The following is a 24,357-nucleotide window of genomic DNA, read 5'->3' as shown; positions in this document are numbered from 1 at the left end:
GTCGGTCCGGACGCCGAAAGCGGTCTGACACTCGACGGCGACGACCACGGGCGAATCAAAAGGGCGTATCTGCGGCCAGATAGAGCTGTCTCGCCCCGCTCGCGAGGAGGTACAGGAGGGCCGCGACCAGCAGCGCGACGCCGACGCCCCGGGAGAGCCCGGGCAGCGACGACTCGACGACGCCAGACAGGTTCCTCGTGACGACCTCGACCTGGATGAGAAGCAGGGAGAGCGGGACCAGCAGGACGGCGGTTCCCCGGCGGATCGATCGCTGCAACGCGGATTCGGACATCGCCACCCAAATCGTGGCCGCGACGTCAAGTATCTGTGGGACAGTCCGTCCGGGACCGCCGTCGCCGCCTCATCCGCGGTGGGATCGCCCCGATCGCCCGCCGAGGCGCGTCGGGCCGATCACCCGCCGAGGAGCGTCGGGCCGAACACGAGGAGCAGCAGCGACAGCAGCATCGTCACCCCGACGCCGGTCGTGATGGTGCTGACGACCCGGTTCCGATCGTCGATGGGGAGTCGCGAGACGACCGCCTCGACGCTCGTCCGGAGGATCCGGCCGCCGTCGAGCGGGTAGCCGGGGATGCAGTTGAACAGCCCCAACTGGAGGTTGATCCACGCCGTCCAGAAGGAGACGTTCGCGAGGAGGAACACGCCCGTCCCGAGGAAGCCGAGCGGGCCGCCGACGCTGTAGAAGTTGAACACGTTCGCGGTGAAGCCCGGGAAGTTCGGGATGCCGAGCACCAGCGACGCGAGCGGGAGCACGAGCGACACGTAGACGGTCGCGAGCGGCGAGTCGCCGATCGCTCCGGAGAGGCCGGACGCGTCGGGGCCGCCGTCGCCGCCGAGCAGTTCGAGGTACGTCCCGGCGGGGTACGACTGCGTGCCGAAGTCGGTGAGCAGGAGGCCGCTCGTCCCCGGGAAGATGTTGACGCCGAGGAAGCCGCTGCCGTCCTGGGGGTTCTCGCCGAGCGTCACCTCCCACGTCTCGATCTCCCCGTCGTGGTAGAGTTCGACCGCCACCGTCTCGCCGGGTTCGGTCGAATCGAGGACGCGGGTGAGTTCGGTCGAGGAGACGACCCGCTGGCCGTCGATGGCGGTGACGATCACGCCCGGGTCGGTCGGCGCGCCCGACTGCGCCAGCGGCCCGTCCGCCGCGACCCGCGTGAGGTACGCGCCGACGGGGACCGTGACCGTCCCGCGCTCGGTTTCGAGTTCGGCGTAGCGGCTCTCGCCGACGACCTCGGCGAACCCGGCCCGCGTGTGGACCGCCGTCCCGTTCACGGCAGTGACCGCGATCGGTTCGTCGCCGACGCTGATGTTCGCGGGGTTGCCGGCGACGGAACCGGTGACGACCAGCGAGCGCTCGACGTCGACGGTTCTGGCTTCTCTGTCCGCGGCGCTCTCGCCGCCGTCGAGTTCGACGGCGACGGTCCGCTCGTCGGTGCCGAGCAGCGCCGAGTCGAGGGAGCTCTCGTTGCCCACCGGCACGCCGCCGACGGCGGTGATCCGGTCGCCCTGCTCGATCCCCGCGGCGGCCGCGGGCGAGCCGTCGTAGGCCCCCTGCACGGCCATCCCGGAGGCGACGCCGACGCTGCCGATCACCGGACCGAACAGGAGCAGGAAGGCGAGGAACGTCACGAAGAAGTTGTTCGTCACGCCGGCGGCGAACATCCGTGTGCGCCCGCCGCGGCTCGCCTCCCGCTGGCTCTCCTCGTCCGGCTGGACGAAGGCGCCGAGCGGGATGATCGTGAAGAGGAAGACCCCCATCGAGTCGATGTCGATCCCCTCGACGCGACAGAGGATCCCGTGGCCGCCCTCGTGGACGACGAGGCCGACGAGGAGACCGAAGACGATCTCCGGGGCGACAGAAAGCGGCAGGAAGTCGTTGACGCCGGGGATGACGAGGAAGTTCTGCGGCTGGTTCACCGAGGAGGGCGCGGGCGGGTTCCTGGCGATGGCTATGCCCTGCACCAGGAGAAAGAGGAACATCCCCGCCATAATCACGAGCGTCGCGCCGACGCCGAGGTTGGTCCACGCGCGCCAGAAGCGCTTCGGCGTCGCGATCCAGTCGATGAGGTCCCGCCCCCGTTTCGTGTGCACGGTCGTGAACGGTCCCTGGACGCGAACCGAGGAGGGCAACAGCCCGCGCTGAGAGAGGAACAGCGCGGCCGCCGAGTACGCGGCGAGGCCGACGAGCACCCACAGAAGCGTGTTCATCGTGGGAGGAAAAGAGACGGGCGCCAAAAGGTGTTCCTCATCCACCTTTTTACTTCGTCGGGTGCGCGAAGCGCACCCTCCTCGCAAAAAGCTGGACCAAAAAGGAGCCGCTCGCTCGGCCACCGGCCTCGCTCGCGGTTCGAGCGCTGGCGACCGACACAGCCGTTCCGTTCTCGCACAGACCTGTCTCGCCGGGTGTACGACGCGAGGCCCGTGAGACACGACGCTCCCAGGGCGAAGAAAGGCCGCGAGGAACGCGGTGTGAACCGTCGGTCGACGCGACGTCACGCTCCGGCCCCGTTTCGGTCTCCTCTCGACTGCCTTTGCGGAGAGAGTAGTGGGCGCCAAACAGTCGAAAGAGCCGCCTCTCCATCGCCGGGCGTCGATTGTTACGACGGATACATATGCGAATTTAATAATTGTTGCCCGGTTGTATAATTTATGATGAAAAATAATTATGTTCAATCGGCTGAGATTACAGCTTGGTATGACAAGCCACGAGATAACGAACTTGAGCGGGATGATGGAAGACGATGACCAGGTACAAGAAATCGGATCAAACCTCCTTAAACAGGCGATTCAAGCGGCGGCTGCGGAGAGACTCGGCGTTCCAACCGATAACCCATCCGTGCAGCGGACGGTGGAGATCGGCGATCGCGTGCCCGTGGACCTGCGGAACAAGGTCGACCTGACCGACGAAGGGCGTGCGGCGGACAGCTGGAGCGACAACTGGACGGATCTCGGCGTCTGGCAGAAGGACTGGGCGCAAAGTAGCACCGAAATGATGACGACGCCGGCCTTGGGGGGCGACAGGATGAGTGTCACGGGTCTCACACCACTCCGTCGCTTTCAACTCAGAAGTAAGCTCTCGGAGGACGAAATAGAGATTCTGAAGGACCAAGACCTCCTGGAGGACCTCTGATCGAACTTCCCGACGGCTATGAGCCTATCACTCATCGTCAAATGTACCCGGAGGTGTAATCTGCGGTGTAGCTACTGTCACGACTGGCGCGACCGCGGCGTCAGCTCGCTCAGTTTCGAGCACCTGGTAACGCTCACCGAGGAGGCGTTTGATCAGGCCGATCGGGTCCAGTTCATCTGGCACGGCGGAGAACCGCTGCTGCTCGGAAAGGAGTGGTTCGAGAAGGCGCTGTTCGTTCAGGACCTCGTGATGGAACAGGATCAAGCGGCCGTGAACCAACTCCAGACGAACGCCACCCTGCTGGACGAGGAATGGGTCGACTTCTTCGAGGAGCACAACTTCCAACTCGGAGTGAGCGTCGACGGGCCGCCCGAGATGCACGATGAGACTCGCGTCGACGTTCAGGGGCGCGGCACGTCCGATCGGGTCCGCGAAGGGATCGAACTACTCAAAGACTCCGAGGTGCCGTTCGGTCTCCTGATGGTAGTCACCGAAGACGTCCTGCAGCGAGACCCGGTAGCGATCTACGAGTGGTTCAAATCGATCGACGCCCCGTCAGTCGGATTCCTCTCACAGCGTCCGGATACCGAGGGGCTGGAGGAGGTTCGAGAGCCGTCTGAAATGTCTGCCTTCCTGGCCAAAGAGCGGTACTCGGAGTTTATGTGCGGCATATTCGAAGAGTGGTGGGCCGACGACGGAGCGGGACCGGAAGTCCGCGAACTCTCCGCGTTGCTTAAGGGACTGGTCGATTCCAGCCCCGGTCTCTGTATCTATGAGGGATCTTGCGTCGGCAAATACTTCGGTGTGAACCCCAACGGCGACGTGTATCACTGTGACCGGTACATCCCGGACCCCGAGTACAAGGTCGGAAACATCGGCGATGAGGATTTCACCTTCTTACCGGACCACATCCTGGAGATTCAGCAGCGTGAAGCCGAGAAGGAGGCCGCAGCAGAGGAATCGTGTGAGTGGTACAACGTCTGTCACGGTGGATGTCCCCACGACCGGAACACCAACCCCCTCGGGTGGGAGTCCCGCGACTCCTGCTGTGGGATGAGTACGCTGCTCACTCGGATGGACGAAAAAGTCGAGCAGGCCCTGCCTGAGTGAACCGGAACCGAACTCGTCACTATGACCGAGGAGAATCAGCGTAATTTTTCGAGGGTTCGAGACCGCGCGGAGCGCAGTCGAAACTGCTCGAAAAACCAGAACAGCCGCTCGCTCGGTCTTCAACCTCGTTCGCGGTGAATCTCTGGGGGAATACCCCGACAGCGTTCGATGCTGCGTTGCTCTGTCGAGCGTCCGAAGGCGCGTTCAGGCGAATTCAGCCAGCACTAGGAGCACGCTGGGCGCGGCGATCAGGACGAGTCCGACGAGGATCAGGATCGCCGGGAGCCAGAGCAGCCCCGCCTCGGTGAGGAGCCAGAGCCCGACGCCCGCGACTAGGGCGACGAGCCCGAGCAGGCGCAGAAGCCAGGTCACGACGCCTTCGAGTCCCGAGTCGGCGACGACGTCGACGACTTCGAGCACTTCGTCCATCGTGCCGCTCATTTCTCGGCTGGAAACACTTAGAAACCCGGACAAAGCCCCGATCACCGGTTTATTTGACGGCGGGGCCGCGCCGCAGTTTGCCCGCCGGCGACCTCCGAATCCCCCTGTGACCACAGCGCCCGCCGTCGCTCTATGGCACGCTTCCGCCCCCGCGACGCTACGACTCGCGCCGAAGCCGCGCGACCACGAACTCCGTGTCGAGTTCGCCGAGGAACTCTCCCAGCCTGGGCCCCTGCGGCTGATCGAAGAAGAGCAGGTAGCCCGCCTCGAAGAAGTCGCCGACTTCGACGTCGTGGCGACGCGCCGTCTCGTACATCTCACCCTGGATCGCCTCGCCGTCGTGACCCGCCTCGACGAAGTCCGCGAGTTCGTCCAGCGCGGCCGCGACGTCGGCGTCGAAGTCCGCGTCGGGGAGGTCCTCCTGGATGCGGTAGTTGTACTCGTTGTCCTCGCGCTCCGCCCAGGCGCGCGCCCGGTCGACCCGTTCGAGCGCCTCCTCGATGGCCCACTCGGGGGTGTCGTCGTCGAAGTAGCCCTCGTTTCGCGCCATCTCGATCCGGAGGTCGCGGTCGTCGGTCATCCCGAGGACGGCCGCGAACGTGTACGGCAGGCGGACGCGCTCCTCGCGCACGTCGTCGACGACGAACGGGTACGCCCGCTCGGCGAACGCCGAGAGCGACTCGTCGTCGACGTCGCCGAAGTACGCCCGCTCGAAGCGGTCGAAGTCGTCGACGAACTGATCGAGCCGCGAGACGTCGAAGTCGCGGGCCTTCCGGGGGTTGAGCGCGAAGAAGTACCGGAGGACCTCCGGTTCCAGCAGTTCCAGCATCTCCGCGACGGTGACGACGTTGCCCGCCGACGAGGAGAGCGCCTCGCCGTTGAGCGTGAACCACTCGTACACCATCGGGACGGGCGGTTCGACGCCGAGGACGTTCCGGGCGATGTCCTCGCCGGAGGGCCACGACCCTTCCGCGTGGTCCTTCCCGAACGGCTCGAAGTCGACGCCGAGGATCTGCCACTGGGCCGGCCACTCGAAGCGCCAGGGGAGTTTCCCCTCGCGGAAGGTCGCCGTCCCCTCGTGGCCGCAGCCCTCGATCGTCTCGTCGCCGACGGTCATGTCCGTGCAGACGTACTCGACGGTTCCCGCGTCGACGTCGACCGACGTGACCGCCTCGGTGATCTTCCCGCAGTTCTCACAGATCGGGTTGAACGGAACGTAGTCGTCGTCGATCTTCGATTGGTATTCCGAGAGGACCTCCCGAGCGACGTCGAGGTCTTCGAGGACGTGCGCGACGACTTCGTCGAACTCGCCCCCCTCGTACATCTCGGTGTTCGAGAGCATCTCGACCTCGATTCCGAGGCGGTCGGCGTCGGCCTTCAGCAGCGCCGCGAAGTGCGCCGCGTACGACTCCGATTCGCCGAACGGGTCCGGGATGTCGGTGTAGGGTTTCCCCAGGTTCCGACCGAGCGCGCCGGCGTCGACGTCGCCCAGTCCGACGATGTTGCCGTCGACGTCCGCGAGCTTTCGGGGGAGCTTTCGGAGCGGGTCCCGGTCGTCGCTCGTGAAGACCTGCCGGACCTCGTGGCCGCGCTCGCGCAGGACCTCGGCGACGAAGTACCCGCGCATAATCTCGTTGAAGTTACCGAGGTGGGCGACGCCGGAGGGGGAGACGCCGCCTTTGATCACGATCGGTTCCTCGGGCCCGCGCGCCTCGATCTCGTCTGCGACCTCGTCGGCCCAGAACGCGCGGCGCGGTCCGTCGGTGCCGTCGTCCTCGACGTCGGTATCGACGTCCCCGGCGTTCGCTTCGACGTCCACAGCCTCGGCGTTCGCTCCGTCGTCGGAATCGGACTCCTCGCTCATGGCTTATCCCTGAACCCAGTAGGTCGGTTCGCCCTCGGCGGCGGTGGGGACCACGTCGGTGCCGTCGTGCTCGCCGCGAAGGACCGCGTCCTCGATCCGACGGGGATCGGTGCCGTCGAGAACGATCGTCCGCATCCCCGCGCGCTCGATCAGCTTCGCCGCGAGGAGGTCGACCGGCGCGGACGCGCCCGCGTCGCGGCTCATCGGCGCGATCACGTCGACGAGTTCGCCGCCGGTCAGGCGGTCGTACTTCTCGGCGCCGTCGTCGGCGCTCGGATCGGCGCTGTAGACGCCGTCGACGCTCGTCGCGTAGACGAGCAGGTCGGCGCCGACGTACTCCGCGAGCGCCGCGGCGACCGCGTCGGTCGTCTGCCCGGGCATCACGCCGCCCATCACCGAGACGTCGCCGCGTCGGATCGCGTCGCCGGCGTCCTCGTAGTCGTGGGCGACTTTCGGGTCGACTCGCGGGCCCAGCGCGGCGATGAGCAGGCGGGCGTTGATGCGGGTCACGTCGATCCCGATCTGGTCCAGCTGGACCTCGTTCGCGCCCAGGTCGCGTGCGGTCTCGATGTAGTCGCGGGCGACGCCCCCGCCGCCGACGACCGCCCCGATCTCGCATCCCTCGTCGGCGAGCGTCTCGACGACCGCTGCGTGGCCCTCGACGCGTCCGGCGTCGAGGTCGGGAGCGAGCACGCTCCCGCCGATAGAAACGACGACTCTCATTGCTCCGTCGTTGCCGCGAACCGGGCTTAAGAGTTGTCAACCGCGTACGCCCGCGACACGCGCGAACCGCAGCCGATGGGGCCGGCCCGTCCCGCCCGACGGCTACGTCGACAGTAAGTATCAAGCCGATAGGCGCCCCGATTTCGGGTATGCAACTGCTCGGAGTCGTCGGTCCGGACGCGCGAACGCTCTGTGAGCGAATGAGTCCGCATCTGGACGGGACGGTCGCCGTGGTCGAACGGCGCCCCGCGGAGAACCGCTCGGCGGACGGCACGCTGCCGAGCGGGTCGGAGCGAGTCGAGGGCGTCGACGCCGCGTACGAACTCGGCGACGACGGCGCGTGGGCCGCCACCGGCGGGGGTCGAGACCTCGACGACGTGCTCGACGACCTCGCGGCGACGTACGACCACGCGCTGCTCGTCGGCTACCCCGAGGCGGACGTCCCGACGGTCACGCTGGGTGACGCCGAGGCGGAGAACGTCGTCATCGAGGCCGACTCGGCCGACGCCGTCGACGTCGACGACGCCCTTGGAGCGCTCGCGGATGCGACTCCCCACGTGACGCTCGAAACGCTCGTCGAACGCGTCAAGGAGTCGCCCCGCGCCGAACGTGCGGGGGCGATCGCGACGTTCACGGGTCGCGTACGGGCGAGAGACGACCCCGACGACCCGCGGACGCTCGAACTCACCTTCGAGAAGTACGAGGGCGTCGCCGACGAGCGGCTGCGGACCATCGAGTCGGAACTGATGGAGCGCGAGGGCGTCCAGGAGGTCGCGCTCTTCCACCGGACCGGCACGCTCGAAGCCGGCGAGGACATCGTCTTCGTCGTCGTCCTCGCCGGCCACCGCGACGAGGCCTTCGAGACGGTCTCCGACGGGATCGATCGCCTGAAGGACGAGGTCCCGATCTTCAAGCGCGAGACGACGGTCGAGGAGGACTTCTGGGTTCACGACAAGCAGTGACCGCCCCTCCCGGGCGGACGAACGAGCCGCGTGCCGTCGATTTCTCGGTCATTGTTGCTGCAAATAGGGTGCGAAACGCCCGGGATACCGGCCGATCTCGAGGACTTATATTCAAAGACAAACTGCAGAAATAAATACTCAGAGAGAGGCATAAAATTTCTAAAAGAATTTCGAGTGTCGCTGAACCATCGCATAAATCGTCGATAACGAGTGAATAGAGTCGAATTCCTCCTAACGTTCCTCCCTTTATATACTCCCCCGACGACAAGGCGAGAGCGAGGTGACATAGATGAGCGCAACCGCGACACCCTCCACCGAGCCCGCCAGCGACGAGATGTCCAAAGAGGAGCGGCTGAAGTCCTACCTGCTCACGAAGGCGCAGGACGGCGAGATGTACTTCAAATCGAAGTTCATCGCCGACGAGGTCGGCCTCTCCCCGAAGGAGATCGGCGCGCTGATGGTGAAACTCAGCGACTCCGCCTCGGAACTGACCGTCGAGAAGTGGTCGTACACGAGCGCGACCACCTGGCGGATCGAACCCGCACAGGACACGGCCTGACCCCCGTCTCTGATCGCCGCCCGAACGACCCCCACGCGGTGTGCCGTCTTCACACCGCCCTGAGACTCCCCTTCTGCCGGAGATCGGCCGAGTAGTCAGTCGACCCGTTTCGACCCGGGAGTGGCGGCTGCGACGTCCGATCCGTCCCCGTCGTGGCGTTTATCCGATCGCATCTCCTACGGCAGTCCGATGGATTCCCCGGACTCGGCGGCCGAACCGCCGATCGAGGCCCTGCGGTCGGTCTTTCACCTCCGCGAGACCCGCCGCGACGACGACCGGTTGCTCTTTTACGGCGAGTCGCTGGTGCCCGAGCGGATGTTGGTGCGGGAGGTGTGGGGAGCGTTCCGCGAGGCGGGCTACGAGATACAGGTCGCGAGCACGCGTGGGGGACACGAAGACGTCGTGATCGCCCGCCCGGTCAGCCAGGGCATCGACGGAATCCCCTGGAAGAACCTGGGGCTGTTCCTCGCGACCGTCGTCTCGACGCTCCTCGTCGGGTCGCTGACCTGGTACTACACGCCGCTCTCGGAACTGCTCGCGAACCCGCTGGTCGTGCTGCGGGCCTGGCCCTTCACCGCGGCCGTCCTCGGCGTGCTCGCGACGCACGAACTCGGCCACTACGTGATGGGCCGATACCACGGCGTCGACGTGTCGCTGCCGTACGTCCTCCCGTTCATCTTCCCGTTCGGGACGCTCGGCGCGGTCATCCGGATGCGCGGACAGATGCCCGACCGAGAGGCGCTGTTCGACATCGGCGTCGCGGGGCCGCTCGCGGGGCTGGCAGCGACGGTCGTCGTCACCGCCGTCGGACTGTCGCTCCCGCCGATCGCGGTTCCGGAGTGGGCGATTCGGGGCACCGGACAGGTCATCGTCTTCAACAACCCGCCGCTTCTCGACCTCATCGCGGGCGTCCTGGGACAGCCGACCGAGTACTCCGATCCCTCCGTCGCGGTCAACCCGGTCATCATCGGCGGCTGGGTCGGGATGTTCTTCACCGTCTTAAATCTCCTCCCGGTCGGCCAGCTCGACGGCGGGCACATCCTCCGGGCGATGGTCGGGGAGTCCCAGGAACGCGTCGCGGCGGTCGTCCCCGCCGCGCTGTTCGGCCTCGCAGCCTACCTCCACTACGGCCTCGGTTACGGGCTGGACGAATCGGTCGGCCTGTGGGGCTTCTGGGGGCTGCTCTCGGCGGTGGTCGCGTTCAAGGGGCCGGCGAACCCCGTCGACGACTCACCGCTCGGACCCGTCCGGATCGCTGTCGGGGTCGCGACGTTCGCGCTCGGCGCGCTCTGTTTCCTCCTCGTCCCCGTCGAAATTATGTCGGTCTGAAACCTCGGCCGCCGCCCCGCGTCCGTCGCCGTCGCCTCGCGGAACGCCGGCGATGTCGATGGCGCGGACGACGACGTAGATGAGGACGACGCCGGCACCGACCGCGAGCACGAACTGACCGGCGGCGGCGAGAAGCGCCCCGACGATCGATCCGCCGAAAAAGTACGCAAGCGCGAAGGGCACGAGCGCGATCAGACCGACGTACAGCAGGAGCCTGGCGAGCGGGACCGCCTCTGCGAGAATCTGGTCTCTATCGAGCGTTCCGGTCTCGGCGTCGACGAACGGGTGCCTGGAGGGCATACGTCGCCTCTCGGCCGGCTGGAACAAGAATCCCCGGCCCCTCCCGGTCGAATCTCACTCGTGGGTATACCCCTCGTCGGCCAGCAACTCACCGTCCATCCGGACGCCCCCGTCGACGACGTCGCCGATCACCGTCAGTGGCACCGAGAGCGCGTCTCGGGCGCCGTCGACGGCGTCCGCCGGCAGCGTACAGACCAGCTCGAAGTCCTCGCCGACGGTGGTCGCCATCGCCCGACGGTCGGCGTCGTCTCCGGCGTAGTCGTCGACGGCGTCGTGTACCGGGACCGCGTCCCAGGAGACCTCGAAGCCGACGTCCGAGGCCTCCGCGAGCTGGTGGAGGGACCGCGCGAGTCCGTCCGAGGAGTCCATCATCGCGGTCGCGTGCGGGGCGAGGGCGACGCCGGAGGCGACGCGCGGGGCGAACCGGAACAGGTCGTTCCCCCGCCCGCTCTCGCCGGCGTCGAACGCCCGGAGCGCCGCGGCGGTCCGACCGAGCGCGCCGGTCACGCAGACGACGTCGCCGACGTTCGCGCCCGAGCGAAGCACCGGCGCGTCGGTCTCTCCAAGCGCGGTCGTCGCGACCGTGAACTCGCCCGTGGTGTCGAGATCGCCGCCGACGTACCGGGCGTCGACCGCCTCGCAGACGTCGATCGCGCCGTCGAGAAAGGCGTCGAGTTCGGATTCGTCCAGCGTCGGCGCGGCGTACGCGGCGACCGCGGCGGTCGCGTCGGCTCCCATCGCGGCGACGTCCGAGAGCGACGCCCCGACGGCGCGCCAGCCGGCCGTGTACCGGGTCGTCCCCGACGGGAAGTCCGTCGACTCGTGGAGCATGTCCGTCGTCACGACGAGGCCGTCGACGACGGCCGCGTCGTCGCCCGCCGCCGGGAGCGCGGCCGCGAGCCGTCGGAGCGCCGATCGTTCGTCCATAGCGCTCCTGCGACCCGGGCGGGCAAAAAGTCGGCGTCGCGTCTGGGAGCGAGCGCTCCCGCGGGTCCCGCAGGCTGGCGACGACGGCGGTCCCCGCCTTCGGTCGGTTTCGATGGCTTGATGCCCGGACGAACCCACCCCGTGGTATGGCCCGCGAGAACCTTCGCGCCACCGTCCTCGGGTTTCTCGCGACCGTCGGCGTCTTCGCGCTCCTGTTCTACTTCGCGGGCGTCGACGAGCTCCTCGCGACGCTCGGAAGCGCCGATCCCGGGTCCGTCGCGCTCGTCGTCCTCGCGACGCTGGCGTGGCTCGCGGCGTGGAGCGTCTCTCTGAACACCGTGCTGGACGTTCTCGGCGTCGAACTGTCCTACGGGACGTCGTTTCTCGTCTTCGCGGGCGCGACGTTCTCGAACAACATCACGCCGTTCGGGCAGGCCGGCGGCGAGCCGGTGACGGCGTATCTGATCTCCCGGGCGGCCGACGCCGAGTACGAGCGGAGCCTCGCGGCCATCGCCAGCGTCGACACGCTGAACTTCGTGCCGTCGATCACGCTCGCGCTCGCCGGGGCAGGGTACTTCGCCTCGGAGGTCGCCCTCGGGGCCAACGACAACCTCCTCGCGGCGATCGCCGCGGTCGTCGCGCTCGCGGTGGTCGTCCCGACGCTCGTCTACCTCGGCTGGACGCGACGCTACCGGCTCGAGGCCCGCGTCGTCGACGCGCTGACGCCGGTCATCAGGTCGATCGCCGACTGGATCCCCCGGATCCCCGTGCCGACGCCCGAAGGGATCGAAGAGCGCATCGACGGCTTCTTCCGGGCGATCGAACGGGTCGCGTCGAACCCGCGGGGGCTGGCGCTCGCGCTCGGCGCGTCCAGTCTCGGGTGGCTCTGTCAGATGATCGCGCTCTGGCTGTCGTTCGCGGCCATCGGCGTCGACGTACGCCTCTCCGTCGCGCTGGTCGTCGTCCCCATCGCCGCCATCGCCGGCGTGACGCCCCTCCCGGGCGGTGCCGGCGGCATCGAGACGGTGCTGGTGCTGTTGCTCCTCGCCGCGCCGCTCTCGCAGGTGACAGAGCCGGTCGCGGTCGCCGCCGTGGTCATCTTCCGGGGGGCGGTCTACTGGATCCCGACGGTGCTCGGCGGCGTCGTCGTCGCCTGGCTCGGAACCGGCCTCGGGATCGGCGCGGGCGAGGGGTGAGCCCACTTACCGCCGCGGTTCGGCCGCCGCCCGGAACGACTGAGGAAGCGTCTCACGCGTCGTAAGCCCGATACGATGGCTTTAAACGACGCGAACGGGAATCGGTGGATATGGTAAGTGTCTACGACGTTCCGGCCGACGCCCTCATCGAGGACGTCGCCGACCGCCTCGCGGATCGAATCGAGGAGCCCGAGTGGATCGAGTTCGCCAAGACGGGACAGACCCGCGAACTCCCGCCCGAACAGGACGACTTCTGGTACGTCCGCGCGGCGTCGCTGCTCCGCAAGGTCGCGAAGGAAGGCCCGATCGGCGTCGACCGGCTCTCGACGGAGTACGGCGGCCGAAAGCGCGGCTCCACCCGCTACCGCGTCTCCGGAAACAGCTCCGCCCCCGGCAGCAAGAAGATCATCCGCCGGGCGCTCCAGCAGCTCGAAGAGGAGGGCCTCGTCGAGACGGCGAAGGGCCAGGGTCGCCGCATCACCAGCGAGGGACAGAGCTTCCTCGACAACGCCGCAGACGACGTCCTCGCGGATCTCGACCGCCCGGAACTCGAACGCTACGCCTAGAACGCGGACCCGCCCGCGACGGTCGACGCGAGATCACACGCCGAGGGAGAACGACGTAACCGTTTTTAGCGCCGCGACAGAATCCTACGACGATGAGTGGAACCCCCGACGACGACCGACTGGAGGAACTGCGCGAACAGAAGATGCAGGAGCTCCGCGACCAGGCCGAGGGGCAGCAGGGCGGGCAGGACCGCGAGGCCGCACAGGAGGCCGCTCGCGAACAGGCGGAGGCCAAACAGGAGGCGATGCTGAAGCAGTACCTGACCGACGGCGCGCGCCAGCGGCTCAACGCCGTCGAGATGTCGAAGCCCGACTTCGCGGAGTCGGTGAAGAAACAGATCGTCGCCTTGGCGCAGAGCGGCCGGATCCAGGATCGGATCGACGAAGAGCAGATGAAGGACCTGCTCCGCGAACTGCAGCCGGACTCGAAGAGCTTCGACATCCGTCGACGGTAGCGCACTCGTGGATCTCGCGCTCCTCTACAGCGGCGGGAAGGACTCGACGCTCGCCGCGCTGTTTCTCGACTCCTTCTACGACGTGACGCTCGTGACCGGCCGGTTCGGGATCACCGGCGACTGGGAACACGCCGAGGCCGCGGCCGACCGACTCGGCTATCCCTTCGAGGCCGTCGACCTCGATCGATCGGTCGCCGAGGCGGCCGTCGACGAGATGCTCGACGACGGCTATCCCCGACACGGCATCCAGCGCGTCCACGAACACGCGCTCGAAACCGTGGCCGAACTCGACGTCGACGCCGTCGCCGACGGGAGCCGACGCGACGACAGAGTCCCGACGGTTTCGCGGGCGCAGGCGCAGAGCCTCGAAGACCGACACGGCGTCGACTACCTCTCGCCGCTCGCCGGACTGGGACGGAACGCGGTCGATCGGCTCGTCGAGGAGACGCTGACCGTCGAGACCGGGCCCTCCGAGACGATCCCGAAGGGCGACTACGAGGCCGAACTCCGGTCGCTGATCGCCGAGCGCGCCGGCGAGGACGCGGTCGAATCGGTGTTCCCGGCGCACGAGCAGTCCTACGTCCGCGGGCTCCGAAGCGACGGTTGACACTCCGGACCGACGCCGCGTTCCGGCGCGGAGCGCCGCCACGAAAACCGACTCCGAACACGATCGAATCCGAACACATTTCTCCCGGTGACGGTCACCTCCGAACGTGTTCTCGCTCTCTCCCGGTATCGGCTACTCCCTCGCGGCGGCGCTCGTCTGGGGGACGTACATCTTCGTCCTCAAGCAGTACTTCGAGGAGTACCCCGCGACGGTCCTGACCGTCGGCGTCAACGCCGCGGCCGTGGCGTGGTACCTGCCGCTGACGCTCTCGCGGACCGACCCGGCGGACGTCCCCTCGCTCTCGGGGTTCGGCCCCCTCGAGGGGCTGCTCCTCGTCGGGACGATCGTCGCCACCGCGGCCGCGTTTCTCGTGTTCCTAGGGGCGCTCGGCCTCGGCGACGTCTCCTACGTCGCGCCGATCAGCAAGATCGTCCCCGTGTTCGTCCTCCCGATCGAGGTGGTCTTCCTCCACGAGCGGCTCACCCCGCTCCAGATCACGGGAGTCGTCGTCGCCACGCTCGCCGTCTACGTCGCGAACTACCGGACGGGGTCGCTCCTGGATCCGATCCGGAAGGCGGCGTCGTCGCGCGCGGCGCAGTTCGGCCTGTTGAGCGCGGCGCTCTTCGCCGTCAGCGACGTGGGCAAACGCGTCGCGTTACAGGAGCTCGCGATCCCCCTGGAACTGTGGGTCCCGACGGTGCTCGGCGGCGTGCTCGTGGTCGTCCTCCCGCTCGCGGCCCGCGAGTGGGTACCGATCCGCGACGCCCTGCCGAAGTTCGTCCTCGCGGGCGGCGGCGTCGCGGTCGGCGAGCACGTCACGTCGCTGGCGTTCTCGACCGTCCCGGCGTCGATCGCGTCGCCGATCATCAACACCCAGGCGGTCGTCGCGGTCCTCCTCGGCGGGATCTTGCTGCGCGAGGACTCCTTCGGCATCCGCCTCGTCGCCGCCGCGCTCGCCGTGATCGGCGTGGGACTGATCGCGGCGTAGTCCGTCGCCGTCGGCGGCGACGCACTCGCAATCGCTTCAACAGTTTCAAGCGCGGCACCGCCGAATCCGTCGGTATGTACGACCGACTCAAGGGCTTTCGGGACTTCTACCCCGAGGAGATGGCCCCCCGGCGGGAGGTCATCGACACGCTGGAGGACGCCGCCGCGCGCTACGGCTTCCGCGAGATATCCACGCCCGCGCTCGAACGGACGGAGATGTACGTCGACAAGAGCGGCGAGGAGATAGTCGAGGAACTGTACGCCTTCGAGGACAGGGGCGGCCGCGAGGTGTCGCTGACGCCCGAACTGACGCCGACGGTCGCGCGGATGGTCGTCGCCAAACAGCAGGAGCTGTCGAAGCCGATCAAGTGGTACTCGACGCGGCCGTTCTGGCGCTTCGAACAGGTCCAGCAGGGGCGATTCAGGGAGTTCTACCAGACGAACGTCGACATCTTCGGCTCCTCGGAACCCGAGGCCGACGCGGAGATCCTCGCGTTCGCGGCCGACGCGCTCACCGGTCTGGGGCTCACGGGCGAGGACTTCGAGTTCCGCGTCTCCCACCGCGACATCCTCGGCGGCCTGCTCCGCGCGTTCGACGCCGACGTCGACGCCCGCGAGGCGATCCGCGCGGTGGACAAACGCGCGAAGGTGGAAAAGACGGAGTACCTCGGACTGCTCTCCGACGCCGGCCTCTCCTACGAGCAGGCCGAGGCGTTCGACGACCTCGTGACGGCGGGCGACCTCGACGAGATCGCCGAGTTCGGCGGCGACGACGTCGCGAGCGCGGTCGAGAACCTCCGCGAGGTGCTCGCGGCCGCCGAGGACTTCGGCGCGCGGGAGTTCTGCGAGGTGTCGCTGACGACCGCCCGGGGGCTGGACTACTATACGGGAGTCGTCTTCGAGTGCTTCGATTCGACTGGCGAGATCTCCCGCTCGGTGTTCGGCGGCGGCCGCTACGACGACCTCATCGAGAGCTTCGGCGGGCAGCCCACCCCCGCGGTCGGCGTCGCGCCCGGCCTCGCGCCGCTCTCGCTGCTCTGTCAGCGCGCCGGCGTCTGGGCCGAGGAGGCGCTCACGACCGACTACTACGTCCTGACCGTCGGCGACACTCGCGACGTCGCCGCCCGGATCGCCCGCGACCTCCGCGCCGCGGGGAACGTCGTCGAGGCCGACGTCTCCGACCGGAGCTTCGGCGCGCAGATGGGCTACGCCGACAGCGTCAACGCGGAGACGGTCGTCATCGTCGGCGAGCAGGACCTCGCGAACGGCGAGGTGACCGTGAAGGACATGGGCTCCGGCGAGCAGACGACCGTTCCCGTCGAGGAGTTCCCCGGCGAGCGCGCGTCGCCGACGCTCGAGGACCTCGACTGAACGCGACGCCTCCGGACGGACAGCGCCGGTGTGCGGCGCGCGGTGGTGTTTTACGGCTGCTCGCGAATCTACGACTATGTACGAGACGATTCTCACCCCCGTCGACGGGAGCGCGCCGAGCGAGGCGGCCGCCGACCACGCGATCGAACTCGCGCGGGACGCCGACGCGACGCTCGCCGTCGTCTCGGTCGTCGACGTCGCAGCGCTCTCGGCGGCCAAACTCGACACGGAGGCGCTGCTCGACGGCTACGAGGCCGAGGCCGAACGCCACGTCGCGGCGGTCGCCGAACGCGCCCGCGAGTCGGGCGTCGACGTCGAAACCGCCGTGGTTCGCGGCGCGCCGTATCAGTCCATTCTGGACCGCGTCGACGCCGTCGGCGCCGACCTCGTCGTGATGGGCAGTCACGGTCGGCGCGGCCTCGAGCGCTACCTCCTCGGGAGCACGACCGAACGCGTTCTCAGGCTCTCTCCGGTCCCGGTGCTCGTCCTCCGCGGTGAGGAGCGTGACTATCGGGACCCCGACGCGGACGGGCGAGTCGAACCGGCCGATGAGTAGCCGGGACGAACCCGAGCGTGGCGACGGTTCGGAACGGCTCTTCGAGGCGGTAGAACGGTCCGCTACCGATCGGTTGCGAGCGTTCCGGATCGCCTACGACGGGCGGCCGTTCCACGGCTTCCAGCGCCAGCCGTCGGTCCCGACCGTCGAGGACGCGATATTCGACGCGCTCGATTCCCTCGGCGTGTTCGACCGGGGGTCACGGGGCCGACCGCCGGGGTACGCCGCCGCCGGTCGGACCGACGCGGGCGTCTCCGCGCTCGCACAGACGGTCGCGTTCGAGTGTCCCGAGTGGTGCACGCCGCGAGCGCTGAACGGCGAACTGCCCGCGGACGTTCGGGCGTGGGCCGCCGCGGAGGCGCCCGACGGCTTTCACGCCACGCACGACGCGGCCCGTCGCGAGTACGTCTACGACCTCTACGGGCCGGGGCTCGACGACGAGCGCGCCGCCGCTGCCGCCGCGGCGCTCAGCGGCGAACACGACTTCCACAACCTCACGCCGGACACGCGAGGAACGGTCCGCGACGTGTCGATCGAGACCGGCCGCGACGGCGACTTCCTGTCGCTGCGCGTCGCCGCCGGCGGCTTCCCGCGAGCGCTCGTCCGCCGGCTCGCGTCGGTGATCCGGGGCGTCGCCGCCGGCGATCGGACCGTCGAGAGCGTGCACCGACTCCTCGGCTCGGAACCGCTCGACGGCCCCGAGGGCGTCCCCTCGGCCCCACCGGAACCGCTGCTGCTGGCGGACGTCGTCTACCCTCGGCTCGATTTCGAACGCGACGAGCGCGGCGTCGAGAGCGCCGCCGACGTGTTCGCCGCTCGGCGGCGCGACGCGCACGTTCGTGCCCGCGTCGCAGATCGGATCGTCGACGGCGTCGTGAGGTGACGCCCCTCGGGGGCATCCAGCGGTGAAAGCTTATGCTCGTCGTGGGCGACCTCGAAGGTATGCCCTCTGCCACCCCGCTCCCCTCGACCGCGCAGGCGCACCGAGACGCGGCCTACCGCTTCGCCGTCGGCGCGCTTTATTTCGCCGTCGTCTCCGGGCTCGGGTCGCTCGTCGCGCTGCTCTTCGGCCCCTACGGCATCGTCGTGAGTATCCTCGTCTCCCTGATCGGCGTCTACTACGGCGGCATCGAAGTCGCCCGCGGTATCGACCTCGTCGTTCGCCACGCGCTCAGCGAGACGACCGAACCGCCGACCGAGACCTGATCTGATCACTCTCGGTTTTTATCGCCGAGCGCCGTCGCTGGGGATAGCGCTCGGCGGTACGAGACGGGAGTAGCCACTGTGAAACGACCGCGTCGCCACCTCTCGTTGACCGCGCGTGGTCGTGACCACGCCAACCCGGACGTTGTGATCGCTCCTGCGACCGTTCCGACCCGCGGCGAGCGGCGGTCTCCCCGTCCGTGTGATCAGTTGTGATATTTCCCCCGAAATATTATTTTGATTCAATACAAATCTCCGATCGATGCCGAGATGCGAGAACTGCGGGTCGTTCGTCACTGCGGAGTACGTCCGGGTGTTCGCACCGAACGGGATGGACCATCCCCGGGTCTGTCCGAACTGTGAGGACAAGGTTCGCGACGGGGCCGACGTCCGCGAGGCGCGCGCGACGAGACACTGACCCCGTCTCCGGATCGACGACGGGACCGGATTTCACGCGGCTTTTACCGTTCCGCGACGTTACGACGCTATGAGCCAACTCGACGCGTTCCTCGCCGGGGAGCGCCACGACGACGTCGCGCTGTTTCTGACCGAGGAGTACCTCGACAGCCAGGGCAAACTCCCGAAGATGGGCGAGACCGTCGACTCGGGCTACGTACTCGTCGTCCCCGGCGACGACGGTCGACGCGCGTTCGCCGCCGGCACCGGGATGGACGCGATGGAGTTCGCCCGCGGAGCGATGGAGTCGCGGGGACACATCTCCCGGAGCCTCGACGGCGGGGAGTGCCCCGAGGCGGAGACCGCCGGCTCCGGGGACGACGCTACTGACGCCGATTCCGAGGACGACGTCGCCGACGGCGACCACGACGTCGAGTTCATCTTCGCGTTCTCGGAGGCACAAAACGAGGAGGTCGGCGGGCTCTACGCCCGCGGTGCGGTCGTTCACGCCTACGCCCACTGCGCCTGCGGTGCGAGCTACTCGGACAAGTGGGTCGTCGGCGCCGAGGACGAGACGGGCGTCCAGCCCGGCGAGTCGGAGCCGGCCGAGGGAGCCGAATAGGGCGAACAGCCGACACGGAGGCGGTCGCTACCGACGCGAGACCCACGACGGGCGTGTCGGACAACCGCTGACCGACGCGGGCCGGATGCTACGTCACGCGGGCTCTGGCCCCGCGATCGTATATAAGCGTCCGCCCGGTGATCCCTCACTCGCTGTCGTCGGTCGCGGCCGCGTCTGTTCTGCGCTGTCTGTTCTCTCCGCCTACTCGTCTCCGTCCCCCGTCTTCTCGTCCGCCTCCGCTTCGACTTCGGCGGCGACTCGCTCGAACGCGCGGAGGATGACGCGTTTGGCCGTCGCGCCCTGTGTCGTCCAGTGGTGGGCGTAATCCAGCATGTCGTCGTAGATGTCCGGCTTGCACCCCGCGGCTTTCGGGTGGCCGCCGCCGTTGACGTGTCCGGCGACCTCGTGGGCCCGTTCGAACCCCTCCGAGCCGCGGATGCTCGCGCTGCCGGCGGGCTTGACGACGACCGCGGCGTCGGCTCCCTGCTCCCGAAGCGACTCGGCGACCTCGTTCTGGGAGCACCGACCGTAGGTGACGCCGACCGTCCACGGGCCGACGGACTTCATCTCCGCGCGGGAGACGGCCGCCTCGATCAGTTCCTCCTTCTCGACGCGCCGGAGTTCGATGTACTCTCGAACGACCTCCGGGAGATCGACGCCGAACCGCCCGACGACCGTGACGTACTCCTCGGGGTCCGTCCAGTAGGCGTAGTCCGCGAGGTCGTCGCTCCTGCCGTCTTCCTTCAGCCAGAGGTCGTGATCCCGCGTGACCGCCGCGAGTTCGGCCCACCGCTCGTCGAAGTCGTGATCGAGCGACCGCAGCGCCACGTCGACCGTGCACTCCTCGTCGGACTCGCCGACGACGAGGTCGACGCCCGACTCGCGGACCGCCGCGACGGTCTCGTCGCTCCACTGGTGGTGGTCGTACCACGCCACCGACGACGCGACCGAGGCGGCGGCGTCGAGTTCCGCTGCGATCCACTCGTACTCGTCGGGACAGAGGTCGCAGACGTAGAGATCGATCCCCTCGGGAGCGTGCTCGGCGACGTTTTCGAGCGCCTCGTCCAGCGAGTACGGGCCGGCCCCGACGAGGGCGACGGTCGACCGGGGGCCCTCGTCGGCCTCGTCGTCGGTCACGTCGGCGTCGTCCTCGGAACCCGTGTCCTCGTCCGCTCCGTCGGTTTCCCAGCGACCGACGCGTTCGGAGAGGTCGTCCTCGAACGTCGCCCATTCGAGCGTCGCGTCGTACACCTCGCGGATCAGCGCGACGCATCCGAGTCCGTCGGCGTCGGTGTCGGCGACGACGACCGCTTCCGCGCCGTCGACGGCTTCTGCGACCCGTTCTTCCGCCCGGTCCTCGTCGAGGGAGTCGGGATAGAAGAAGCCCGTCCCGGGGAGCTGGGACTTCCGGGACAGCGAGAGACTCGCGCTGTCGATGAGTTCGTCTTCCATAGCCCCACCGACGGGAGCACGCGTAAAAACCGCCGTGGTTCCGCGTCCGCAGACGGTCGCCGTCGCTCTCGACTCGATTCGGGGCGATCAGGGCACGGTCGGGTCAGGGCCCACGATCGGACCGGTCAGACCGTCTCTGGCGTGCCCGTCAACTCCGCCTCGCCCTCGTCGTCGGCGAGTTGCCGGACGGTCAGCACCGGAATCGGACAGGTCCGGACCACGCGCTCGGCGACCGAGCCGATGAGAAAGCGGTTTTCCCCGTGTCTTCCGCGCGTCCCCATCACGACGACGTCGGCGTCGACGTCGCGGGCGTACTCGTCGATCTCGGACGCCGGACGGCCCTCCTCGACGGCGGCGACGACCGCGCGCTCGGTCGAATCGCGGACTTCGTCGATCGCCTCTTCCCCCCGTTCGACCAGCGCGTCTTCCATCTCGTCGCGGAGGCGCTCCGGCGAGGACGCCACGTCGCCCTCGTCGACCACGTACAGGCAGTGCACCTCGGCGTCGAACCGATCGGCGAGGTCGAGCGCCACGTCGACGGCCCGCCTGACGCTCTCGGAGCCGTCCGTCGCGATGACGATCGTCTCGAACATATACGCCTCCGTTCGCCTCGGTTCGGCATAAATCCCGTCGGGTCCGTTCGCTTCGCTCGTTTTCACTCCCCCGACGACCTCCCACTCGCTACCGCTCGTGGGAGTCCCGTCGGGTCCGTTTTGCGGAGTTCACGTGTGAACGCGTTTTCGTCCCGCTTCGTACCGAACCCTTCTCCGGTCTGTTCGCTCCGCTTCCGCCCCGACGCCTCACCGCCGAACCGCCTCGCTCTCGCGTCCCTGCAGGCGACGCAGCCATCCCGAGAGCGCCCCGTCGTCGATCCGCGTCGCGAGTTCGACGCTCGCCCAGGCGACGGCGATTCCGGCGACGACGTCGGTCGCCCAGTGGATGCCCAGGTACATCGTCGACACGGTGATCGAGACGGCCAGCACGGTCGCGACCGGCAGCCAACGGGGGTACACCGCTCGGAACCGGTAGGCCAAGAGCGCGACCGTCGCCGACAGCGACGTGTGCAGCGACGGGAACACGTTCGTGTTCACGTTGACCTGCTGGACGAGCAACTGCGACTGCGGCCAGCTCGTGTACAACAGCGGGTCGACCAGCTCCGGCATGAAGTTCCGCGGGCCGTAGGCGACGAACAGGACGTAACAGCAGAGCCCGAACGCGTAGTTCAGAATGTACGTGAGAAACAGCACACGCAGCGGCCGCGACCGCTCACAGACCGCGTACGCGAGCACCGGGAACGTCAGGAGGAACGTGTACCCGAAGACGTAGACGAACCCGAAGTACGTCGTCAAGACCGGGTGCGCGAAACTCTGCACTGCCGCGACGAACTGCGATTCGAGCAGGTAGATGTACCCCGTCAGGTTGATTCCGATGAGCCACGACAGCTCGACGCCGACGTCGCGAACGACCTTGTTGACGGCGAGGACGGCGGCGAGGACGCCGAGCGTGGGTGCGACAGACGTCAGGTTCGATCGAACCCGGGCGACCGCCGAGCCGATTCGGCGGCCGCGTCGCTGCTGGTTCCGCTCTACGACGAGCAGCATCGCGAGTAGGTGACCGACTGCCACCACGACGCCGACCTGCAGCAGCACGTCTACGAGCGCCATTACTGCCCCCTCACGAGTCGTCCGTCCTCGTACTGGAATCCGGCGTCTCGGAACTCCGTTCTCGCTCGTGCGGCGTCTACTTCACCCTCCGTACCGAGGAACGGCGTCACCGGGTCGGCCCCGTCCCACCGGAGTTCCTCCGGTACCCACTCGGTCCCCTCGAGGAGCCTCACCGCGGGCCGTACGTAGCCGTCGAACACCTCCGCAGCCAGGTGCGACCGGTCGATCAGGCGCGCGAGGGCGTGCCTGAACCGGGGATTCGTGAGCGGTGGCGTCTGCGTGTTGTACCCGACGACGTACGGCGACGTCGACCGCTGGACGAGAAGCCCGAGGTCCGCGGTCCGACCGATCCGCGGGACCGTGTCCGCACCGACCGGTGTCCCCGTCACGTCGGCACCGCCGTCGGCGACGACCCCGACGGCGGCGTCGTCGGAGCCGACCACCTGAAGCACCAGGCGATCGAACGCCGGCGGGCCGACGCCCGGCCGCGCGCCCGTGCCCTCGTCGTCGAAGAGGAAGTGGCTCTCGTTCGCCTCCAAGTGCAGTGACTCTCGTGGCGTGTTCTGCACGAATCGGAGCGGGCCGCTTCCGACCGGTGGGATGTTGTTCGTCACGAGCGCCTCCGTCGCGCTCCCGACCTCGATGCCGCTGATCGAGACGGCATCCGTCCGATCCTGCCAGACGTGCTTCGGCAGGACCGGCACGGTGAACGCACGTGTCGCTACCCGCGGGGAGCAGTCGCCGAACTGGAAGACGACCCTGTCGGCGGCGGGCGTCCGGACGTCGTCGACGAGTCCGATCCGTCCCTGAAACCGCGGTGCTGGAACGCGTGTTTCTGCCGCCGTCTCGCCGTCCTGCCCCTCCGACGAACCGAGCGACGTGTCCGCCAAGAGCGCGTACGTGAAGGCGACGTCCTCGGCGGTCACGGGCTCTCCGTCGTGCCACGTTTGATCCGAGCGCAACCGGACCGTCGCCCGGGGTCCATCGTCGCTCTCGGCGAACGCCCAGGACTCCGCGAGCCACGGGGTCGTCCCTTCGGGAGTGGGCTGTCCGATAGCGTCGTACAACAACCCGGTCAACACGCCGGAGCGCCGGTACTCCACGGAGAGGGGATTCAGGTTCTCCGTCGCCCGGCGATCGGTCCCCACGACACGGAGCACCGAATCCGCGTCGTCGCCCCCTTCAGCGGTTCCTTCGACGATTCGTCCCAGCGTTAGATACCCCTGTGGTGACCGGAAGTTCGCGCTCTGCCAGTTCGTGTAGTTCCCTCTTCGCGCGGCCCGGATCTCGTCGGGGAACCCGACGACGGTGAACGGTTGGGAGCGGGCGATCGATCGCTGTAGCTCGGCGACCGCCTCCCGTCTCCGGTCGCCGGTCGAGCGACGTTGGGTCTCCAGCCACTCGTCGACGTCGAGATCGGCGTACCCGAAGGGGTTCTGCCACCCCCGCGCGTCGGCGAACTGCGAGTGTAGCAGGCCGTACAGGGCGTCCGGATCCCGCTGGCGCGCCGCCATCCGGACGAGAAACACGTCGAAGTTCTTGTTCAAAAGCACCTGCCGGAGGAGTTCCTCCTCGGACACCGGAACGACCTGCGCGTCGATCCCGGCCGCCCGGTACCACGACGTGATCGTCCGCGCCGCGTGGAGTGCGTAGGGGTCCGAATCCGCGGGGAGCGTCTTGATTCGGAGGGACACGGGGTCCATCGAATCCCAGCCCGCGATCGAACGGGCCCGGCGCAGACAGCCCCCGAGGCCGGCGGAGGCTCCCGCACCGAGGGTTCCGATGACCGCCCGACGGCGGACGCCGTACCCGCTCGACGACTGCGACATATCCTGTCCATAGCCGGACGACGCTAATAGCGCTTGGGTCTCCGCAGAGGACTCGGACTGAAGGCTCTGGCCGAACGGCGGGAACGGCGA

Annotated in this window: 27 protein-coding genes; 16 read left to right on the top strand and 11 right to left on the bottom strand. The window is 68.2% G+C overall.

Annotated features, from left to right (window positions below; all coding sequences use genetic code 11):
• Positions 1-55 precede the first annotated feature (55 nt).
• Together DV707_RS14595 and DV707_RS14590 are read right to left on the bottom strand one after the other, a co-directional pair.
• Entirely contained in the window at positions 56-292 is a 237-nt protein-coding gene (locus DV707_RS14595) for a hypothetical protein (protein WP_103993053.1), read from the bottom strand.
• Positions 293-411: 119 nt separating this feature from the next.
• Entirely contained in the window at positions 412-2,226 is a 1,815-nt protein-coding gene (locus DV707_RS14590) for a PDZ domain-containing protein (RefSeq protein ID WP_103993054.1), read from the bottom strand.
• Between the two features lie 487 nt (positions 2,227-2,713).
• Here DV707_RS14590 and DV707_RS14585 point away from each other — a divergent pair, with 487 nt between their 5' ends.
• Together DV707_RS14585 and DV707_RS14580 are read left to right on the top strand one after the other, a co-directional pair.
• On the top strand, positions 2,714-3,148 hold the full coding sequence (locus DV707_RS14585) for a hypothetical protein (protein WP_103993055.1): 435 nt from the start codon (positions 2,714-2,716) through the stop codon (positions 3,146-3,148).
• 18 nt (positions 3,149-3,166) lie between these two features.
• Positions 3,167-4,258, top strand: a complete 1,092-nt coding sequence (locus DV707_RS14580) for a radical SAM/SPASM domain-containing protein (protein WP_103993056.1) — start codon at positions 3,167-3,169, stop codon at positions 4,256-4,258.
• 204 nt (positions 4,259-4,462) lie between these two features.
• On the opposite strand, the gene DV707_RS14575 is transcribed toward DV707_RS14580, so the two are convergent.
• The 3 genes from DV707_RS14575 to pyrH all read right to left on the bottom strand — a co-directional run bounded on the left by DV707_RS14575 (position 4,463) and on the right by pyrH (position 7,286).
• Positions 4,463-4,699 (bottom strand): hypothetical protein, encoded by a 237-nt coding sequence (locus DV707_RS14575; protein ID WP_200820969.1) that lies wholly within the window; start codon positions 4,697-4,699, stop codon positions 4,463-4,465.
• A gap of 157 nt (positions 4,700-4,856) precedes the next feature.
• Positions 4,857-6,563: a lysine--tRNA ligase gene (lysS, locus tag DV707_RS14570; protein WP_103993057.1), complete on the bottom strand. Its 1,707-nt coding sequence runs from the start codon at positions 6,561-6,563 to the stop codon at positions 4,857-4,859.
• 3 nt (positions 6,564-6,566) lie between these two features.
• On the bottom strand, positions 6,567-7,286 hold the full coding sequence (gene pyrH, locus DV707_RS14565) for a UMP kinase (protein WP_103993058.1): 720 nt from the start codon (positions 7,284-7,286) through the stop codon (positions 6,567-6,569).
• A gap of 149 nt (positions 7,287-7,435) precedes the next feature.
• Here pyrH and DV707_RS14560 point away from each other — a divergent pair, with 149 nt between their 5' ends.
• From DV707_RS14560 to DV707_RS14550, 3 genes are all read left to right on the top strand, one after another.
• Positions 7,436-8,248: a molybdopterin synthase gene (locus DV707_RS14560; protein WP_103993059.1), complete on the top strand. Its 813-nt coding sequence runs from the start codon at positions 7,436-7,438 to the stop codon at positions 8,246-8,248.
• Between the two features lie 289 nt (positions 8,249-8,537).
• Complete coding sequence (locus DV707_RS14555; protein WP_103993060.1) at positions 8,538-8,807, top strand: DUF7123 family protein; 270 nt, start codon at positions 8,538-8,540, stop codon at positions 8,805-8,807.
• A gap of 189 nt (positions 8,808-8,996) precedes the next feature.
• The gene (locus tag DV707_RS14550) at positions 8,997-10,136 is read left to right on the top strand and encodes a site-2 protease family protein (RefSeq protein WP_103993061.1); all 1,140 of its coding nucleotides are present in this window, start codon (positions 8,997-8,999) and stop codon (positions 10,134-10,136) included.
• Here DV707_RS14550 and DV707_RS18825 read toward each other — a convergent pair.
• On the bottom strand, positions 10,038-10,436 hold the full coding sequence (locus DV707_RS18825; protein WP_200820970.1) for a hypothetical protein: 399 nt from the start codon (positions 10,434-10,436) through the stop codon (positions 10,038-10,040). The genes DV707_RS14550 and DV707_RS18825 overlap by 99 nt on opposite strands.
• A gap of 54 nt (positions 10,437-10,490) precedes the next feature.
• Positions 10,491-11,363 carry a thiamine-phosphate kinase gene (gene thiL, locus DV707_RS14540; protein ID WP_103993062.1) on the bottom strand — a complete coding sequence of 291 codons (873 nt, stop codon included), beginning with the start codon at positions 11,361-11,363 and terminating at the stop codon, positions 10,491-10,493.
• Between the two features lie 146 nt (positions 11,364-11,509).
• Here thiL and DV707_RS14535 point away from each other — a divergent pair, with 146 nt between their 5' ends.
• The 11 genes from DV707_RS14535 (at position 11,510) to DV707_RS14490 (ending at position 19,322) form a co-directional block, all read left to right on the top strand.
• Positions 11,510-12,559, top strand: coding sequence for a lysylphosphatidylglycerol synthase transmembrane domain-containing protein (locus tag DV707_RS14535; protein ID WP_103993063.1), 1,050 nt, complete (start codon positions 11,510-11,512; stop codon positions 12,557-12,559).
• A 110-nt stretch (positions 12,560-12,669) separates the two neighbouring features.
• Positions 12,670-13,125 (top strand): 30S ribosomal protein S19e, encoded by a 456-nt coding sequence (locus tag DV707_RS14530; RefSeq protein ID WP_103993064.1) that lies wholly within the window; start codon positions 12,670-12,672, stop codon positions 13,123-13,125.
• A gap of 92 nt (positions 13,126-13,217) precedes the next feature.
• Complete coding sequence (locus tag DV707_RS14525; RefSeq protein ID WP_103993065.1) at positions 13,218-13,580, top strand: DNA-binding protein; 363 nt, start codon at positions 13,218-13,220, stop codon at positions 13,578-13,580.
• A gap of 7 nt (positions 13,581-13,587) precedes the next feature.
• Complete coding sequence (locus tag DV707_RS14520; protein ID WP_103993066.1) at positions 13,588-14,187, top strand: DUF7411 family protein; 600 nt, start codon at positions 13,588-13,590, stop codon at positions 14,185-14,187.
• Between the two features lie 106 nt (positions 14,188-14,293).
• Entirely contained in the window at positions 14,294-15,175 is an 882-nt protein-coding gene (locus DV707_RS14515; RefSeq protein WP_103993067.1) for a DMT family transporter, read from the top strand.
• Between the two features lie 74 nt (positions 15,176-15,249).
• Positions 15,250-16,545, top strand: coding sequence for a histidine--tRNA ligase (gene hisS, locus DV707_RS14510; RefSeq protein WP_103993068.1), 1,296 nt, complete (start codon positions 15,250-15,252; stop codon positions 16,543-16,545).
• A 76-nt stretch (positions 16,546-16,621) separates the two neighbouring features.
• Positions 16,622-17,101, top strand: coding sequence for a universal stress protein (locus DV707_RS14505; protein WP_103993069.1), 480 nt, complete (start codon positions 16,622-16,624; stop codon positions 17,099-17,101).
• 73 nt (positions 17,102-17,174) lie between these two features.
• Positions 17,175-17,984 (top strand): tRNA pseudouridine(38-40) synthase TruA, encoded by an 810-nt coding sequence (truA, locus tag DV707_RS14500; RefSeq protein ID WP_103993169.1) that lies wholly within the window; start codon positions 17,175-17,177, stop codon positions 17,982-17,984.
• 59 nt (positions 17,985-18,043) lie between these two features.
• The gene (locus DV707_RS14495; protein WP_136361888.1) at positions 18,044-18,307 is read left to right on the top strand and encodes a hypothetical protein; all 264 of its coding nucleotides are present in this window, start codon (positions 18,044-18,046) and stop codon (positions 18,305-18,307) included.
• Positions 18,308-18,566: 259 nt separating this feature from the next.
• Positions 18,567-18,722 carry a DUF7563 family protein gene (locus DV707_RS18655; protein ID WP_170216854.1) on the top strand — a complete coding sequence of 52 codons (156 nt, stop codon included), beginning with the start codon at positions 18,567-18,569 and terminating at the stop codon, positions 18,720-18,722.
• A gap of 69 nt (positions 18,723-18,791) precedes the next feature.
• On the top strand, positions 18,792-19,322 hold the full coding sequence (locus DV707_RS14490; RefSeq protein WP_103993071.1) for a DUF5807 family protein: 531 nt from the start codon (positions 18,792-18,794) through the stop codon (positions 19,320-19,322).
• 201 nt (positions 19,323-19,523) lie between these two features.
• Here DV707_RS14490 and DV707_RS14485 read toward each other — a convergent pair whose 3' ends face one another.
• The 4 genes from DV707_RS14485 to DV707_RS14470 all read right to left on the bottom strand — a co-directional run bounded on the left by DV707_RS14485 (position 19,524) and on the right by DV707_RS14470 (position 24,267).
• Positions 19,524-20,774, bottom strand: coding sequence for a DHH family phosphoesterase (locus DV707_RS14485; RefSeq protein ID WP_103993072.1), 1,251 nt, complete (start codon positions 20,772-20,774; stop codon positions 19,524-19,526).
• Positions 20,775-20,899: 125 nt separating this feature from the next.
• A complete protein-coding gene (locus tag DV707_RS14480; protein WP_103993073.1) occupies positions 20,900-21,367 on the bottom strand; it encodes a universal stress protein in 468 nt (155 codons plus the stop codon).
• A 207-nt stretch (positions 21,368-21,574) separates the two neighbouring features.
• Positions 21,575-22,438 (bottom strand): phosphatase PAP2 family protein, encoded by an 864-nt coding sequence (locus tag DV707_RS14475; RefSeq protein ID WP_103993074.1) that lies wholly within the window; start codon positions 22,436-22,438, stop codon positions 21,575-21,577.
• On the bottom strand, positions 22,438-24,267 hold the full coding sequence (locus DV707_RS14470; protein ID WP_170216852.1) for an ABC transporter substrate-binding protein: 1,830 nt from the start codon (positions 24,265-24,267) through the stop codon (positions 22,438-22,440). Before DV707_RS14470 ends, DV707_RS14475 begins: the two co-directional genes overlap by 1 nt.
• Positions 24,268-24,357: the final 90 nt, after the last annotated feature.

The sequence above is a fragment of the Halobellus limi genome (assembly GCF_004799685.1).
Lineage (GTDB): Archaea > Halobacteriota > Halobacteria > Halobacteriales > Haloferacaceae > Haloquadratum > Haloquadratum limi.
Note: the sequence above shows the minus strand (reverse complement) of the source record. Positions and strands in the feature narration are given on the sequence as shown.